The 16064-nt window shown below is 56.0% G+C and carries 9 protein-coding genes and 1 tRNA gene; 5 read left to right on the top strand and 5 right to left on the bottom strand.

Annotated features, from left to right (window positions below):
* Positions 1 to 33: 33 nt before the first annotated feature.
* The 3 genes from NKJ32_RS12745 to NKJ32_RS12735 are packed head-to-tail and all read right to left on the bottom strand — an operon-like array spanning position 34 to position 4358.
* Positions 34 to 1359 carry an HlyD family type I secretion periplasmic adaptor subunit gene (locus tag NKJ32_RS12745; protein WP_352570604.1) on the bottom strand — a complete coding sequence of 442 codons (1326 nt, stop codon included), beginning with the start codon at positions 1357 to 1359 and terminating at the stop codon, positions 34 to 36.
* Entirely contained in the window at positions 1356 to 2999 is a 1644-nt protein-coding gene (locus tag NKJ32_RS12740) for an ATP-binding cassette domain-containing protein (RefSeq protein ID WP_352754714.1), read from the bottom strand. Before NKJ32_RS12740 ends, NKJ32_RS12745 begins: the two co-directional genes overlap by 4 nt.
* Before the next feature lie 60 nt (positions 3000 to 3059).
* Complete coding sequence (locus tag NKJ32_RS12735) at positions 3060 to 4358, bottom strand: hypothetical protein (RefSeq protein WP_352827718.1); 1299 nt, start codon at positions 4356 to 4358, stop codon at positions 3060 to 3062.
* Between the two features lie 930 nt (positions 4359 to 5288).
* Here NKJ32_RS12735 and NKJ32_RS12730 point away from each other — a divergent pair.
* The 5 genes from NKJ32_RS12730 to NKJ32_RS12710 all read left to right on the top strand — a co-directional run bounded on the left by NKJ32_RS12730 (position 5289) and on the right by NKJ32_RS12710 (position 13095).
* A complete protein-coding gene (locus NKJ32_RS12730; protein WP_352827715.1) occupies positions 5289 to 7439 on the top strand; it encodes an ATP-grasp domain-containing protein in 2151 nt (716 codons plus the stop codon).
* Positions 7440 to 7485: 46 nt separating this feature from the next.
* Positions 7486 to 7950, top strand: a complete 465-nt coding sequence (locus NKJ32_RS12725) for a hypothetical protein (RefSeq protein ID WP_352570600.1) — start codon at positions 7486 to 7488, stop codon at positions 7948 to 7950.
* Positions 7951 to 8261: 311 nt separating this feature from the next.
* Positions 8262 to 10568: a CapA family protein gene (locus NKJ32_RS12720; protein WP_352827712.1), complete on the top strand. Its 2307-nt coding sequence runs from the start codon at positions 8262 to 8264 to the stop codon at positions 10566 to 10568.
* 720 nt (positions 10569 to 11288) lie between these two features.
* The gene (locus NKJ32_RS12715) at positions 11289 to 11714 is read left to right on the top strand and encodes a hypothetical protein (protein ID WP_352451186.1); all 426 of its coding nucleotides are present in this window, start codon (positions 11289 to 11291) and stop codon (positions 11712 to 11714) included.
* 175 nt (positions 11715 to 11889) lie between these two features.
* The gene (locus NKJ32_RS12710) at positions 11890 to 13095 is read left to right on the top strand and encodes a TadE/TadG family type IV pilus assembly protein (protein ID WP_352574895.1); all 1206 of its coding nucleotides are present in this window, start codon (positions 11890 to 11892) and stop codon (positions 13093 to 13095) included.
* Positions 13096 to 13468: 373 nt separating this feature from the next.
* Here the strand turns inward: NKJ32_RS12710 and NKJ32_RS12705 are convergent, their stop codons facing one another.
* Both NKJ32_RS12705 and NKJ32_RS12700 read right to left on the bottom strand, forming a co-directional pair.
* Positions 13469 to 14860, bottom strand: a complete 1392-nt coding sequence (locus NKJ32_RS12705) for a UDP-N-acetylmuramoyl-tripeptide--D-alanyl-D-alanine ligase (RefSeq protein WP_352827710.1) — start codon at positions 14858 to 14860, stop codon at positions 13469 to 13471.
* A gap of 1083 nt (positions 14861 to 15943) precedes the next feature.
* Positions 15944 to 16020, bottom strand: a tRNA-Arg gene (locus NKJ32_RS12700).
* Between the last annotated feature and the right edge of the window lie 44 nt (positions 16021 to 16064).

Genomic DNA, 16064 nt, shown 5'->3' with positions numbered 1-16064 from the left:
GCGTAAAAGTCTTTGTCTATTGCTCGTTTCTCTTTATTCACGAAGAGCACGTCCCATAGCGGCATAGACCGGCGCGCTGAGATACTCCCATGCGGACCTCGCTCCAGTTTCGATCATGACCTGTGTGCCCATTCCAGCTTGCAATGCTCCAGGCTTCAAAGACTCCGGCCTCAGAACAATTCGGACTGAATAAAAAGCCTGACCGGTCCGAGGGTCAATTAGCCGGTCAGCTGAAAGAGTGCGAACGTCACCGCTCATCGGTTGCTGGTAACGTCTGTTCACAGCGCTAAGCCACACCGTCGCGTGCAGCCCCACTTTCACCTGATCGACGTCGAGGGGGTCAACGTTTGCCACAACAACGAAGCTATCCTCCTGAGGGACGATGTCCATCAGCGGCTCTCCCGCCGTTACGACCCCTCCGTTCGTGTGGACCTTAAGTCCCACTATGGTGCCTCCGATAGGAGCACGTATCTCGGTACGCGTCGCCACGTCATCAGCAGCGGCCATTCGCTGCTCGTATTCGTATATTTTGGCGCGGGTTTCTCCTAGTGTCTCGACGATATCGGCCGTCGTCGAGGCGCTAAGTTCGGCAATCTTGAATTTCGTCTCCTCCATCTTTTGCTGGGTCGCGCCGATCGACGCTACATACCCGCTTAGGGCACCTCCCACGTCCGCCTTTTCTCTTTCCAAATCTACAAGGCGCGTCCTGACTACCAACTTCCTTTCGTACAGGCTGCGCACATCACCTAATTGCTCCTCGATCAGCTCGAGCTTCCGGGTAGCCGCTACCACTTGCCCTTCAAAACCCTCTATCTCCTTCGCCATGCTTCCGGTTGCTTGCTGCAGCAGGGAGAGCTGCTCTCTGAAGAGGTTTTGACGTGTCCGAAAGACACTCTCCTGCCCGGAAACAGCATCCGCTGCCAATTTGCCGGACGCTTTCAATTCAGGCGGAATTTCGATCGAGTCCTTTCCATCTCTTTCCGCGACCAAGCGCGCTTCCGTAGCCTTCGCCTCGTACCACTGCGCCTTGATTTCATTTGCAGCAGCCGCCGAAGCGGTGTTTTGCAATCGTATCAACACCTGGCCTGGCGACACGCGATCTCCTTCTTGAGCCAATATCTCTGATATGATGCCGCCTTCGAGGTGCTGAACTGTCTTTACGTTTGACGCGACATTCACCACCCCGGTGGCCAAGACCGCACCCTGGATAGGTGCCGCGACAAGCCACATGCCGGTCAGAGTCGAGAAGGCAGCGACAATCGCGAAACCAGAGATCACTAAACGCCTACCAAACGGCGGCGGATCCTCGGCTTGCTGGGTACCAGAGTGTTCGGTGTCACGGGCGAGCGTAGCTATCATTTAACGCTCCGCAATTCAGTTTTCCCGAAGCGAACGGGAGGAACCGAACCTTCGGTGAGCTCAGGCGATCGACTTCCTAGGATCAGCGACCTATCAACTAATCCGGCAAGACGGTTGGTCTGTCCGGATATGGTGACAATTACCGAGCTTCCCGCATCCTTCATAAGCCTAACCGCCGACTCGAGGGTCTTCTTCGAGGCAGCGTCCAAATTGGCGAATGGCTCGTCCAAGACAATAAGTCTCGGCGCGCGAAAGAGCGCGCGGGCAAGGGCTACTCGCTTCCGTTCACTCCCGGACAGGCCGACCGAGTCGTTAAGCAAAGTGTCATAACCCTGGCCCAGACGAATGATAACTTCGTGTATTCCGGCTATTTTTGCTGCGGAAACCACGTCATCGATAGAACTTTGTTGAAAACGTGCAATATTTTCCGCGACGGTTCCCTCAAAAAGTTCAACGTGCTGAGGTAAATAGCCGATGCCTCCAACTCTAACATTATCCGGAAGCCTGGTTATGTCCATGTCTCCCAAGCGGATCTGACCGGTGCGGGGCTTGAGCAAACCAATGAGAAGACGCGAAAGCGTCGTCTTGCCGGTGGCTGCACGTCCTATGACCAGCAGCAATTCCCCAGGAGCCAGAGAAAGCGACAGTTTCCTAAATACGTCTGCTCGCGATCCAGCATGCCTGAATGTAACTTGATCGAGAACTAACGAGCCTTGCGGCGTTCCAGGAAGCAGAGACGGCTCTACGTCCAACGGTTTGGCAAGCTCCGCCTTGATCTTGGAGTATCCCTCCCGCGCTTCCCTGAGGCTTCTGAGCTCCCGAACTGCCTTTTCCACCATTCTGTAAGCAAATCTGGCAATGAGCCGGGCTGCAAATACGCCTCCGAGGGACGCCGAATCGTTCAGGAACAGCCAGATGCCCGATGCCAATAGAACTATGTAAACGCAACGGTTCAGCGCCCGGATCGCTGCATCAAGGCTCGATCCTCTGGCATTAAGCCGCTCCCGCTGCAAAAAGCCATCTACTCTGTTCCTACCCCAGCGACCGGCGATCGCGTCGGCCATTGCGAAGGCGCCGACTACGTCTTTGTGCCTTTCCGCTGAGATCAATACCTCTTTCGCCTGCTTGGCAGCTTCACGTTCAGCTTGGCGGGGCTCTTGTGTGATCTTTTCTTTGAGCAGGCTCATACCTGTCAGCAAAGCCATGCCTGCCAACGCGATCAGGCCGAGAACAGGATGGATCAAGTATACACATAACAGGAAAACGGGAGCCCAGACCACGTCCAGCCAAGCAGCTAGCCCTCGCTCAACAAAGCTGGAGACTTTCTCGATGCTGGTCAGAAGCGGCGGATTGGGGACGCCTGCCGTCAATCCGGCTTTCACGGACTGGCTGGTCAAGTGGTGCTCGATCCAAACGCTCCAGCGGGAAAGCATACGACGACGAATGGCTTCCAGCACGACGCCGGTTACCAGAGCGAGCAAGGCGGCCAAGGTCAGAATAACGAGGGTTTCCACGCTGCGGCTGGAAATGACCCGGTCGAATATTTGTATAAAATAAAGCGGCCCAGCAAATCGGAGCGCATTGATACAGACACCAAAACCCACAACCGCAGCAAGGCCAGGTATCGACCTTCGCCACATTTCGCTGAGGGGGGCGCTGTACCGCCGCCTACCTCGTGTTCTCAGCAAGGACACCGTCTTTCATGCCCGTCCAAGCGGGGCATGCTGGTCGGGGTCCTCGTTGAAAATTCCCGAGAAATTCATGATCATCCCATCCAAATCGTCATGAGGGCTCAAAGCAGGTCCCGCAAGAACATTTGGCTGAAGCCGATTTGCTGCCCAAAGGTGTTCATCGTGATCAACTGCCTCGAACATCGACCAAGCTCCGCTCACGAGGTTGTACATTTGGGTGGCGGACAGGGGAGGGCACCCGAGGGCTTGGACCAGGCTGCCCAGAGATGACTTGAGGGCTCCACGGGTTTTTGCCAGCACTGCCGCTTCAATCAACTCAGCGGGCGCCTGGATCGACATAAATGCGGGGTTCGAGCTTTGCGATAGCAACTCGGGCAAGGTGACCGAGACGCTCCCAAAGGGACTGGGCCATGTCGCCCTGCTGTCACTGGCAGGCCTTCCGGGGCCAGGTGTTTCTCCCAACTCTGCCAGAATCAGTTCGTGCGCGAGCTTCCCCAAAAAATCAATTCGCAGTTGGGAAGAATAGGCTCGACCCTGGTCGAGTGCCGTCATTGGATTTGGGGAATCAGCAATACGCCGTAGATATGGATTATTGCCCTGTCCGTTAGCCAGTTTTTCAGAAGCGCGAGCCTTTAGAACGGGGCTGAGTGCCCCATCCTGGAGCTCCCATGGGGAATAGACATGCAGGCCAGTGGCTTCTTCAGCCTCCCTCACACCGAGCGGCGATCGGCCGATCCTGCCACTAATTGCAAGTACCTTGTGGCCAGCAGCGCGGAGGGTATCAACTCCATACTTTGCTCCCATCGCGTCATAGGAAGCGAAAATCGCGCCAAGAGCCATGCTCCGAAAAGATTCAGCCAGAATTAGCTCGGAAGTTTCCTTCTGCTGCAGCCCATCGGCAATCTCAATAACAGCGACGTCACATCCATTTTCGGCGGCATGGTTCAGTAGGCGGAAAGCACCCTTCTCAATCAACTCTACCGGGGCTAAATACGTCGTTGCAAATCCGGCATCTGTGAAATCAAGAACGATGTCGGCTCCGGCATCCCGCACAATCCAGGTGTCGCCACCCGAGCCAGTTCCTGTAATTTTCAGTGCCGCGACCTTCAGTCCCGCCTTTTTGAACCCTCGGACCAATGACGTTGCCGTCAATGTCTTGCCGGCGTTCATTGACGTCCCAAGCGACAGAACAATCGGCAGGGAAGGGGGTAAATCGTCTGAGCTGACCTTGTAATCCCACACGTTTAGCCGGCGGCCGAACTTGTCGCCAATCAGGCCGAGCGGGGTGATCTTGGTTGGCGCCAGCATGCGAGCATGCCTGGAAAGCTCACATGCCGCGATGCCGCCCCCCGCTACCAAGTCGCACGGCCCCAGATCGGGGCCTATTACCGCCTCGAACTGGTCAGGAGCGTACCTGTTTCCATAACAGAGGATTATCTCATCTCCGCGAAACATGATCGCCTTTCGCCCGCAGATGAGCTCCAGTCTGCTGTGATTGCCGAGTTCATCAACGCGCGCCAAAACAAGATCGCCAGCGACGGGCTGTATAGGTCCGGTAACGAGTGTGCGCATGTGAGATGCGGCGACCCGGCGGGTGGCGAATGCTCGTTTAGCTCTCTTCAGGCGCCCGCGCTTAATTCTTGAAACGGACATGAACCCCCCAACTTACATTTGGATGGCATTTAGAAGTCTTTTCTGTTCTATGTATAAGATTAAGCCCTTTTCTATACTCCTCTCCATTTGCAACCGATTATCCAATAACCAATATGATTGGATAAATATGATTAGATAAATAGCATTAGATGCCCAAAATACATACCCAAGCTGACGACTTTTAACGGCTATTAACACTATAATGTCTGGATCTCTGCCATTCGAATGCATGACGACATCTCCCCGCGAGGCCACATACCATCCAGCTGCATTGTCCGGATCAGGCCGGCGGGAAATCCACTGGTCTTTCAAGAGAATAAGAACGCGACTTCCGGATGCTGCGGCCGTAGCGTTTAGGCTGAACGCGGGGGATCAGAGATAAAGCGTGCTTAAATGTGGTGGAATGCGCCACATCTTCGCCCCTTCACATCGGGTCTTGCCGAAGCCGCTCATGCCCATCGATGCGATGCCCGTTTCGAGATGCATTTGAAGTGGCTGCAGCGGAAGCGTGGTCAGGAAGTCTGTATTGTGGGCGACGGTCGAAAAGCAGGCGGAGCGTGAACATCCGGGGTCAAAAGTGGGGTTATGGTCAGCCTATCTGAAGAGTTGGGACAAATTGAGATTGTCAGTTTTAAGGTGCTATCGGGACTTAATGTGCATAGCACGAACACGGTGGTCAAATTAACCCTGAATATCGGGCGGCTAGCGGTTTCTTGCATCTCCGATTTTACTGCGCTGGCTCACTCAGCGCTGTCCGAAATGTTTCCCGGTTGTGCACAAAACGCTTTGGTCCCTCGCTACATTGCCGACGCAATCCTGTCCGCTGATCTTGAGCTTCGCCGCGCGATGAATTTCTATTCGTTTTCGCCGACGGCGTCGCTAATAGGCGATCCGTCCGAAAGCCATCTTGCAATCATTTGGGAGTCGGATGACCCGCAGATGTCGCGCGCGGCTGCTTCGGCTGTCGTTGAAGCGATAGGTGAGGCGGCGCGAGGCGAGGACGGGGCAGCGAAATACGCTCAGACTCGGGAGCTAAACCTGGAACGGGCGAAGAGACGACGTCTTTCAAATTCGACCGCTGTGCTTGTAGCTGCAGCTAAGAGAAATCACATCCCGTTCGAATTCATTGCCCGTAACCACCTTCGCCTTGGCCAAGGCAAGCGCCAGAAGCAGCTGTTCTCAACGATATCGGGCTCTACATCGTTTGCGTCGGCGAAGGTGGCCTTGGACAAAAGGCTGGGCAACAGACTTTTGGCGCAAGCGGGGATCACAGTACCCCGTCAGATTACCGTTCGCACCAAACCTGAGGCCGTCGCTGCCGCCAAACAGCTGGGTAAGACCGTCGTGGTCAAACCGGTTCAGGGAAATCAGGGTCGGGGAGTCTCGGTTAAACTGCGGGGACGCCGTGCAGTTGAGGCTGCATTCGATATAGCGCACGACGTTACTCAGTCAGAGCGGTTTGGCGTCTTGGTTGAGCAGTTCATCGCCGGCCCGGAATTTCGAGCGACAGTCGTTGACTATCATCTCGTGGCGGCGGTCATGTGTTGCCCGCCCCAAGTCGTTGGCGACGGTGAAAAAACGATAGTTGACCTGATTCATGATTTGAACCGAGAACCCGACAGAGATGGGAGACGTCTTTCTCCTGTAGAGATTGACGATGAGCTGCTACGGCACCTAGCCTTGCGTCGTCTTACGCTGGAGTCCGTCCCAATTTCCGGGCAGCCTTTGGTTCTCCGACCTACCGGCCACCTCGCCCGTGGAGGCGTCCCGGTCGATGTTACAAACTCCGTTCATCCAGATAACATGCAACTGTGCGAGCGCATCGTGAGAGTCATCGGCCTTAACATTGCCGGGATAGATCTCATCATGCCCGATATTGCAAGATCATACAAAGAGGTCGGGTGTACTGTCATCGAGGTAAATGCACGGCCGGGGATCGAGTTTCATCTTTGGCCGCGAGCGGGGACCTCGAGAGATGTGAGTGAGATAATCCTGGCCAATATGTACAATGAGCCGGGCTCTTCGGAAATTGCCACCGTACTCGTCATCGGCGATCGACACACTGGTGCGGTGGCGACAGCAATCGATCATCGGTTCCAGGCGGAAGGGCGAAGAGTTGGTCTCTTGTCGAAAAGAGGCGCTTACATCAACACTGTACCCCAGGAATTTGGGCGGCGGACAACCCCGCAAATGCTGGCCAGAGACCCGTTCCTGGAAGCCCTGGTTTATGCAGCCTCTCCGGACAGACTTTGGGCGAGCGGTCTTTGTCTGGGTGCTTGCCGTGCGGTCTCGATGACTCGAACGGATGCAGACAATGGTACAGTTCTCGAAGATCTCGCTCAGCGAGTGTTGCAGTGCGGCAACCAGGGCTATTTCATTGTCAACAGCGAAGATGAATGGCCCCGCCGTGCGCTGTCGACCTTGCCGACCACACGACTAATATTGGTCAGTTCCGAGCCTGATACTGATACCGACCTACGTCGGCACCTACAGAGTGGTGGTTTGGTTCTAACTTTGAGATGGAGCACTGACGGATCGGGTGCCAAAATGGCGCTTTTGTCGAGATCTGGTGAGCTAGCCGCGGAACCCCTCGCATCTATGTCTCAGTCGCGGCCACAGCAAATAAGGTCTGCCATGCACGCAATGGCAATGTCGTATTTGGCAAAAAAGGATGGCTGGTTCGATGAAGTGGCCCCGTTTCCTTCAGTTCGGCCCGAGACGAACGACGTTCGATAGCAGTGATGAGTTTATCGATTCTGCTCAAGCTAAGGAGAGTAAGGTTATGAACACTGTTTCGCCGACTGCAACACCGAGTGTTTCGCTAAGTGATGCGGCGACACTCGTTGCTTTGACTTTGAAACGCACCACAAACAAAGCGGGACAGCCGCGAACCCGTGCAAGAATGTCGTACAAGACATTCAGGCGCCTGACTGGACGGCGTGTCGGCGGGGCGGCGTTCGTGAGAGGCTTCACGGAGGAATTGTTGAAACTAGGCTGGCTGATGATCCGTATGCCATCGGCTTACGGCTTCGTGCGCGCCGCCTCCCTCGACAAGTGGCGTCTCATAAAATCAAATATGGTCGCGGAAGAACTTAAGGTGATTAAGGAGGGATCTGCGGCGAAGGCATTGGAGAGTGCTCGGCAAGAGCTCGCTGGATCGGGTGAGAATAACGGTTCAGCAGGCGGCCTCAGTAAGGCAGCTCGAATAAGCGGAGAGAAGAAAAAGCCGGTCGCAAGCATCGGATAGATGTGCCTCGTCAGGAGATTGATTTGTGTAGCCCCCATCAGGGGCAGGCGAATTGAGGCCAAAACGCTGCCGGAAGCTGGGCTGCAGACTCGGATCCAGCTTCCCACCATGGAGCGAAAATGCGGCCTCAGAGCATGTTGAAGGACAATCTCCACGCCCTGTAGAGAGTTGGCCTCAGGGCAACCGACGGCATGTCCTTTCGATCAATTTCAGTACCCGCCGGCGAAAGGTTCGCAGGATTGCGGAGCGCAAGACTTGTGAATTCTTGCGTCTCAGCGTTCGCAGAAGAAGCAGTAGCTTTGGGGAAAAAGATGGCGACTGGATCTGTTTACGTCTGGGAGCGTTGCGATTCAGATTTTACTGGCGGCCGGGTGCATTCAACCGAGGTCGAACTGCCTTATCTTTGCCAAAACACGGGGAGGCAAGGGCTGCGTGGGCGGTACGTGGACGTAATCGGTCATCCAGCCACGGATGTTCACTGGCCCACGGGTGAGATGGGCGAAGCACTGCCCGACAAACAAGGTAACTATGTTTTCAAGCCTTTCGGCGGCGGAATTCTTGGTGAACAGGAAAGTTGTGAGGCCGCGGCACGCTTCGGCCAGGTCAACGTCTACTACCACGTCTCCTTGATAGCTCATCGAGTGAACGAAGTGCTGCGTTCACTCGGCGAGGGCCCGTTGCCGAAGGTCAGAGCGATCGTTAATGCGCACCAGCCGAAACAAGGGGGAGTTAACGGGGATCTGCTTAGGTTGGTGCCGGTCAAAGGGACCAAATACCGATATCCAGCAAGAATCGAAAATCTCGATGATTTTTCGATCCCCCTCTGTGGGGAATTGCTGTTCGGCCCGGGGCGTGCAGTCACAGCGGAAGGGTGGCTTCCACGAATTTCAGGCGGTGCTTATCTGTGCGACCCCTCGCACAATGCCAGTTTCATATATCAGGCATTCGGGTTTCACGTTGTGCGCCATACCGCTGACATCCAAGCTGACAGGCTGCATGCACCGCGCGCCAGTTTCAGTAGGCCTGGTCCCCTTGAGTACGCCTTGAGCGCATACTTTGCGGCCGCGATGCTGTCGACTCCCTACGTATGGTGTTGGCACCTCCGTCATGATGCCGAGTTCGTACCATCGGATACTCTTGCCAATGATTCGCGTATGGACGACGCCGAGTTGCCACCGCCGGAGGCGCTGGTCGCGCAAGTCATAGCGGCGACAATGTGGGACCTACACAAGGCTTTTCCGGGAGACGAACTTACTTGTATTTCGTTAGTTGTAGCTGCCCTTTTGGCGCTGGGACGACTTTCTGATAGCCCGTATGCTCCTTCCGGAATTCGAACGCGTGCCCTCAGGTCACTTCCGGAGAACTTTGCCTCGTGTTTGCTTCATGCAGACCGAATGAGATTCAGCAGCCGTTACGAAACACTGATCCGAAGCGTTTTTGAGAAACGTGGGATCGGCTTTAGTTCTTCAGCGGTTGAGACATTGTTGGCACCCTCCGTTCAGCCACCCCTCTACCGCCTCAGTGAATCGGAAGAAGTCCGGCGCCATGTTGTAAAAATTCGCGAGAAGTTTTCAGAGGTCATAATTCCGGATGACATCGATCTCATCGACCCGGACCAACTTGAACAGTTCCTCTCTTCGTCCGCCAGCGCTCCGTACCATTTGGCGGCGGTCGGAGATGTGATGACCGGGATGCGGATGCGTCATCGTATCCGCAGGTTTGGCCCAGACTATGCCTTCGCCTGGGTCAGGCCGATCTTTAGACGCTGCGCTTTGATAACGGGAAACCTTGAGGGGCCGTTCTCCACCATCTCTGAGAAAGCAGGTACCACTCGGAACTACTCATACAAAGTGGACCCCAAGTCAGCCTCTGTCTTACGTCGTGCAGGCTTCGCTGCCATGACTGTCGCGAATAACCACATTCAAGACTGCGGTCGGGGTGGCGTGGTTGAGACGCTAGCCACGTTAGAGCGACAGTATATCCAACCGTACGGTGGTGGTAGGAACCAGAGCTCTGCTTACCACCCGGCGATTTTTGATGGCGCAGATATCCGCATCGGACTTCTCGGATATTACTGGAACCGTCGAACAGCGGCTCGTGGCGAACTTCCAGGCTCCGCACAAGATGTGCCCGAATTCGTCGAGCGTGATCTGGCCCAACTTCGTCCACTGGTCGATCGGATCGCCGTGATGGTACATTGGGGTTTGCCATACCAGCGCCAACCTACCGAGCAAGACCGCATGAAAGCACGGCTATTTATCGACCTGGGTGCGGACGCAGTCATCGGCCATCATCCCCACATCCTTCAGCCGATCGAGATTTATAATGGTCGGCCGATATTATACAGTGTCGGCAATTTTGCATTTGGGTCCGGAAACAGCAAAGGGGAGTCCATTCTGCCTTGCTTCCACTTTGGTGCGAAGCAGATCCGTTTAGATATTTATCCAGTTTACGCTCAAAACAGAGATCCGCGCCTCGACTACCAACCAAAGATAATGGGAGGAGCAGCCGGTCGCGCGACAATCGATCGGTTGCTGGCGTTGTCGCCTGGACTCGCCGATGTTGTCGTAGCCGTTCAAGACAGATGCCTTAGATTGGCCATCCCTGCACTGGCGTGAGGCTCCGAAGCTCATGCGTATGCCGTACGCGGATTTGCACTGGGTTCCTCGATCGCAATGGCGGCGCGAGCGATACGTGCCGACAAAACAAGGAGCCGATACCCTGTCACGCAGGACGCTGAGGTGCCGCGGAGGCGTCGCTTGCGAACATTGCGAGGACCAGACGTGGAGGAACGAACTCTTTACTGCTCAGCCGGTTTTGATTTGTTTAGCTGCCGCTAATGGGATATGTCATCCCTGCGGGATCGTCCATGGGAGCGACAGGTGCGATTTCTAATCCGTCTGTTAGGGGCAGTCGTCTTAGGCTGTAGTCTGACGTATTCAGGCCAAGTACTTGCCTGGAAGGTCGGCAAAGGTACGACCTCAGCAACTATTAACGGCATAAAGTTGACGGTATACACCTATCATCCGAAGAACTGTGCCAATCCATCGATCCTGTTCGTGTTCCATGGACTAAGCCGAACCGCCGAATCCTACCGAGACTACGCGCAGCCTCTTGCGGATCGAAATTGCCTGATAGTTATGGCGCCGCTTTTCGACCTGGAAAGGTTCCCAGGCTGGAGCTATCAGCGGGGAGGCATTGTCAACTCGGGCACAATTCAACCTCGGGACAGGTGGACTGTCTGGTACGTGAAGGGCTTGGTAAACTGGGCGAGGGCCCGAGAGGGGCTGCCGACTGCGCAGTATTACCTTTTTGGGCACTCGGCGGGAGGTCAATTCATGTCGCGTGTTGCAGCATTTGCCTTGTCGGATGCCAAGAGAGTGGTCGTAGCCAATCCGTCGACCTACGTATTGCCCTCGCTAGCAGAGGCGGCAGCCTACGGGCTGGGATGTCTCTCCTCGGGTTGCGTCTATACGCCGGATCAAGCCTCTCAGGAGTTGAAGGCCTATCTGGCTTTGCCTCTAACAATCTATCTTGGAGAAGACGACACTGGCGATGTCGATCTAAACGAAAGCGCAGCTGCTATGCGCCAAGGAGAGACGCGTTTGGATCGGGGGCAGTTCACTTTTGAGCTGGCGCAAGCTGTCGCGACCGCTAACGGGTGGCCTTTCAATTGGCGTCTCGTGATTTTGCCGGGTGTCGGACATTCGGCACGCGACTTGTTGCAGTCTGACCAGGCTCAGCAAGTCTTCGGCCTTAAGTAAAGAATTAGCACATCGCTGACTTCAAGGTCTGCCGCGTTTCACTCAGCTCAATGAGCAGCGAGACAGCTTGCATCGCCTTTTTGCCGAGCGTGAATTGCCGCTGCGTTTTGTTGTTCTAATTTAGTAAATTCTAAACCATCTTCGGTCTAAGTTGCTCTTAAGAGAGGGCTTCTGGATGCGGAGACTGAAAGATCTGCCGCCCGAAAAACGGGGGAACTTTGCCGTCGCGATGGCCTTAATGGTGGTGCCACTGGGCTTGGCCCTCGGCCTTAGCATTGACTTTACCAACGCCGCTTCCTGGAGATCCAAGCTGCAGGAGATAGCCGATTCGGCGGCTCTTGTTGCTGTCGAGAGCGATGGAGGAAACGAAGCAGCCGTCCAGGCCGCGAAGAATTGGGCGCTGGCCAATGGCTCCTTCGTGACCGGCGCTGTCGTTGGGGTGAGCATCACCACTCCTTCTGCTGGGACGCGAGAGGCGGCGGTTGAAATCTCAGCTGGAATGCCAACCGCTTTCATGAGTCTTGCTGGAATTCGGAGCATTAACCTTCACGCGGCGGCAACGGCCCGAAAAGCCGCGCCGGATTATTGCTTCTATGTCCTCGATCCTGCCTCAAATGGAGCGCTGACGGTAATGGGTTCCGGGGGGCTTTCGGTGCCAAACTGCGGTATCCAAGTGAATTCCTCCAGTCCAAGGGCACTGAGGCACGTTGGAACCGGAAAGATTGTCGCCAGAAAAATCTCTATAGTGGGCAATTACCAAGGCGGCGGTTACACCATCATCCCGAAAACCAACCAACCCGAACTTGCAGACCCCCTTGTCGATCTACCGCAGCCCGTTCCACCGAACGGCTGCGACTACAGTGATCAGATGCTGACCGATGTTACCATTCCGGCCGGCCGGGTGTTCTGTGGAAACATTGACCTCGATGGAAATGTCGTTCTTTCTCCCGGAGTTCACTATTTTCAGAACGCAACAGTGAGCATCGGCAGCCATGTGAATCTCTCGGGCGACGAAGTCACGATATTCGTTGACTCCGAGTCAAGCATTATTCAGTCAGCAGGCAAAGGTGGCGTAAGGATTTCGGCTCCCACGAGTGGCATTTACGCTGGCATCGCTATCTTCGGGTCACGCACAGTTACGCCCTCTGTGCCCACGGTCTCATTGTCCGGAAACAAAAACTACTTAATTGAAGGGGCTATCTACCTGCCCCATCATCGTTTTCGGATGAGAGGGACAACAGACCTGAAGTCGACTGCCAACTCAGGTTGGATTGTTGCGTGGCAATTTTTCTATAGTGGCAACTCGAGTGTGGCCCTGGACTGGTATGGTGCGACTCCGCCGAAAGGCCTTGGAGACTTAGGAATAGTGCTCCTTCGCTGAAGCAATACTGATGTCAGTGCTCGGCACAGGGCTAATCTTTGTTGTTGCTGCATTGGGCTCGGACCAACCAACCATTCCCGGCGGCTGCCGTTATATGCATGGCCGAAATGACCGAGCGGGCATGACTGTGCGCAGCTCTTCGGTTGGCGGCGTCCAGCCGGCGCTACCCTGGTCACCCGGAGGCAGCACAGATCGAATCAGGCGGCGAAGCACAATTTTCCGCCAAGTGCCTGAGACTGTTTGGTAGTGGAACCAGTCATGGGCGGAGCTGATCTCCGGTCAATTTTTCTGCTTTGGTCCAAAAAAACAGCGAAATTCGACGAATCTCAACGTTTCGGGCACTCCTCAAACACCGATGCTATATCGCGGCGGACTAGCGTCCAAATTGCCGGCGCAAGCGAGTTACAACTTCATGCAGACCCATGGCATTCGAAGCTTTCACAAGAAGGCGGTCCTTCGCGCGCAGGATAGTGGCGAGCTCGGGCAACACATCGTCTGCTGTCGCGAAGTGTGGGCCGAGGAGGTACTCCGGCAGGGCACGACGGAGATATGTCATCTGCGTCCCAACCGTGATCACCATATCCAGATCGGCCGCGAGAACGGGTTCCGCCAGACCGGCGTGAAATTCGGCCGATCGTGGCCCGAGTTCCCGCATGTCGCCAAGAAGGGCAAGCTTTCGGCCCCCACTTGCGCGCTTCCCCTCAGCGAGTGCCGCCAGCACGGCGGCCACCGATGTCGGATTCGCGTTGTAGGCCTCATCGACGACATGGATCTCGCCGGACGCGAGGGCGATGCGTATGACTTCGCCACGTCCGTGGATGGCCTGCACCTCCCCGAGCGCATTGGTCGCAGCTCCCAGATCAAGGCCGAGCGAATCGACAGCCGCCAGCGCGCTGAGGCTGTTGACTGCCATGTGCCGCCCTGGATTACCTAGCTTGTAGGCGAAATCCCGGCCCTTCAGGACCGCACGCACCAGTTGATCTTCGTGCGAATAGTCCACGAGCCGGTAGTCGGCCTTAGCATGTCCACCGAAGGACACGACCTTCGCCCCGAACGACAGCGCGCTGGCTCGGAGATATTCGAAATGCTCGGAATCCCGAGGCATGATCGCAGTGCCGCCCTCAGCGACATCGTACAGGCGGGCTTTCAACTTGGCGATGGCCTCACGCGAGCCGTACTCTTCGAGATGGGCGTCGCCGATCGTCGTGATAAGAGCGACATGCGGCTTGAGCGCAGATACCTCAAGGAGCCGCCGAAAAAAGCCAATCGACACCTCGACAGCGTGGATGCCATCAGGGGGAAGGTTGGCGATCAGGCCGAGCACGCCGGAGACGGTATTGAAGTTTTCGCCCGGAAAAGGTGGATAACCAGCTGCGGTGAGAATGACGTTGATCATCGCCGTGGTGCTCGTCTTGCCGACGCTGCCGCCAACCGCGATCAGGCGTCCGCCGTAAGCAGACCGCGCTCGCTCGGCGAGATACTTCATGGCGACGCGGACCGAAGCCACCCGGAGCAACGGCAAGCCTTCGAAGTTGGGCCGGTACTCTCGGTCCGCGAGGAGCGCGAGCCCCTGTCGCCTGAAGCGCCTGATCTTCCTGGGGTGTACTCCGTAACGGTAGGTGCCAACGCGCGGGATGACGAGCGCGCCGGGGCCGATCAGTGCGTCGCAGAAGGCTATGCAGTCGGTCGTCCAGGCTTCCGGCAACTCGCCTTCCCATATGCCTCCGGTGATCTCCGCAAGCTCAGCCTTCGTCCAAGGGTGCATTTCTCCCCCTGTCCTGCCGATCGACCCGAATCACGTTAACCCGCGCCCCGGCCACCTTGAATAGGTGGCCGTCCGACATCCCTGTCCTGTGGTTCGATCACTTTCAGCCAATTCCGCTCAATGTGCAATGGTTCCGGGTACCACCTGAGACCTTTGCCGGGTTCAAAGCGGCCTTCGCCAAGCCCGCTACTTTAACGACCACATCCGCAATCACTTTTGAGATCGTCTGGTTGGGACCGATCACGATCTTGGATGAGCGAAACCATCTGTTCGAACGCTAGTCACCTATTCATCGAGTTCAACGGCTCATGGTCGGGGAGACAGTGATGCAGCACCTCGCCAAGGTTTCGCTTGTCGAACGTCTGGCCACAAACGGGGCAGAACTCGAAATATCCTGCTTCGTCGTTGGCCGGCGGCCCGTGGCGCTTGCCCTTGATGCCGGTTGCGGGGTTGTTGGTTCGATCTCGTCTCACGTTGGTCGCCACCGCACGTAACTTTCATGGGGACGGGCCGACAGCCGATCGGGGGTTCCAGCGGGCCGCCGGGCCTACCGGCTGCCAGTGGCGTTGCCGGGTAGAGTCAATTGTAGGCCATTTCATGCGTCATTACTAATACAATAAAATGATAGCGTTCCGTTCCTCTAGCCGCCAGACCGGGCGCGTCCATTCCCCCTATGATGCGGACTTTGGTGGACAATCCGCCCTAAGGGGACGGATGGACACACGAGTCGAGTTCGACCTCGTGATCGATGATGCCGATGTTCGCATTCTTACTCGCCGCGGTCTCGATTGAACGACGAAGTAGCGAGACCTTTCGGCGCCGCCAAGGAGACGTCGACGCTGACGGTCGGTAGCGGCTGTCGTCCGTCGTCTCGGTGCGTCGAAAAACGGGCAAGTTGATTGGGAACAACGATTACCTACCTCGATTTAGGCATCGTAGCGCCGCGCTTCGCAGCGGTTTTGGGCCGCTTCGCCCTGGAATATGTGTGCCCAAAGTCTGAAGGTCTGCGAAATTCGCCGTACTTATTTCGCAAAAATCCTGCAAAAAAAGTGCGGCGATTTCGCGCTAAGTGCTTGAAAAACGTGGTGATCCCGACAGGAATCGAACCTGTGACCTACAGATTAGGAATCTGCCGCTCTATCCTACTGAGCTACGGGACCATCGCGCCCGACACATAACCGCTTCGGGACGTTTCGCCAAGAGG

The organism is Mesorhizobium sp. M0159 (assembly GCF_040322295.1).
In the GTDB taxonomy this organism is placed as follows: Bacteria; Pseudomonadota; Alphaproteobacteria; order Rhizobiales; family Rhizobiaceae; genus Mesorhizobium.
This window is presented reverse-complemented; position numbering and strand designations above follow the sequence as displayed.

Bases quoted from the DNA above. Each gene is read 5' to 3' on its own strand.
- NKJ32_RS12725 (WP_352570600.1), top strand. From the start codon at position 7,486: ATGAACACTGTTTCGCCGACTGCAACACCGAGTGTTTCGCTAAGTGAT.
- NKJ32_RS12710 (WP_352574895.1), top strand. From the start codon at position 11,890: ATGCGGAGACTGAAAGATCTGCCGCCCGAAAAACGGGGGAACTTTGCC.
- NKJ32_RS12730 (WP_352827715.1), top strand. From the start codon at position 5,289: ATGGTCAGCCTATCTGAAGAGTTGGGACAAATTGAGATTGTCAGTTTT.
- NKJ32_RS12705 (WP_352827710.1), bottom strand. From the start codon at position 14,860: ATGCACCCTTGGACGAAGGCTGAGCTTGCGGAGATCACCGGAGGCATA.
- NKJ32_RS12745 (WP_352570604.1), bottom strand. From the start codon at position 1,359: ATGATAGCTACGCTCGCCCGTGACACCGAACACTCTGGTACCCAGCAA.
- NKJ32_RS12735 (WP_352827718.1), bottom strand. From the start codon at position 4,358: ATGCTGGCGCCAACCAAGATCACCCCGCTCGGCCTGATTGGCGACAAG.
- NKJ32_RS12715 (WP_352451186.1), top strand. From the start codon at position 11,289: ATGTCGCGTGTTGCAGCATTTGCCTTGTCGGATGCCAAGAGAGTGGTC.
- NKJ32_RS12720 (WP_352827712.1), top strand. From the start codon at position 8,262: ATGGCGACTGGATCTGTTTACGTCTGGGAGCGTTGCGATTCAGATTTT.
- NKJ32_RS12740 (WP_352754714.1), bottom strand. From the start codon at position 2,999: ATGTGGCGAAGGTCGATACCTGGCCTTGCTGCGGTTGTGGGTTTTGGT.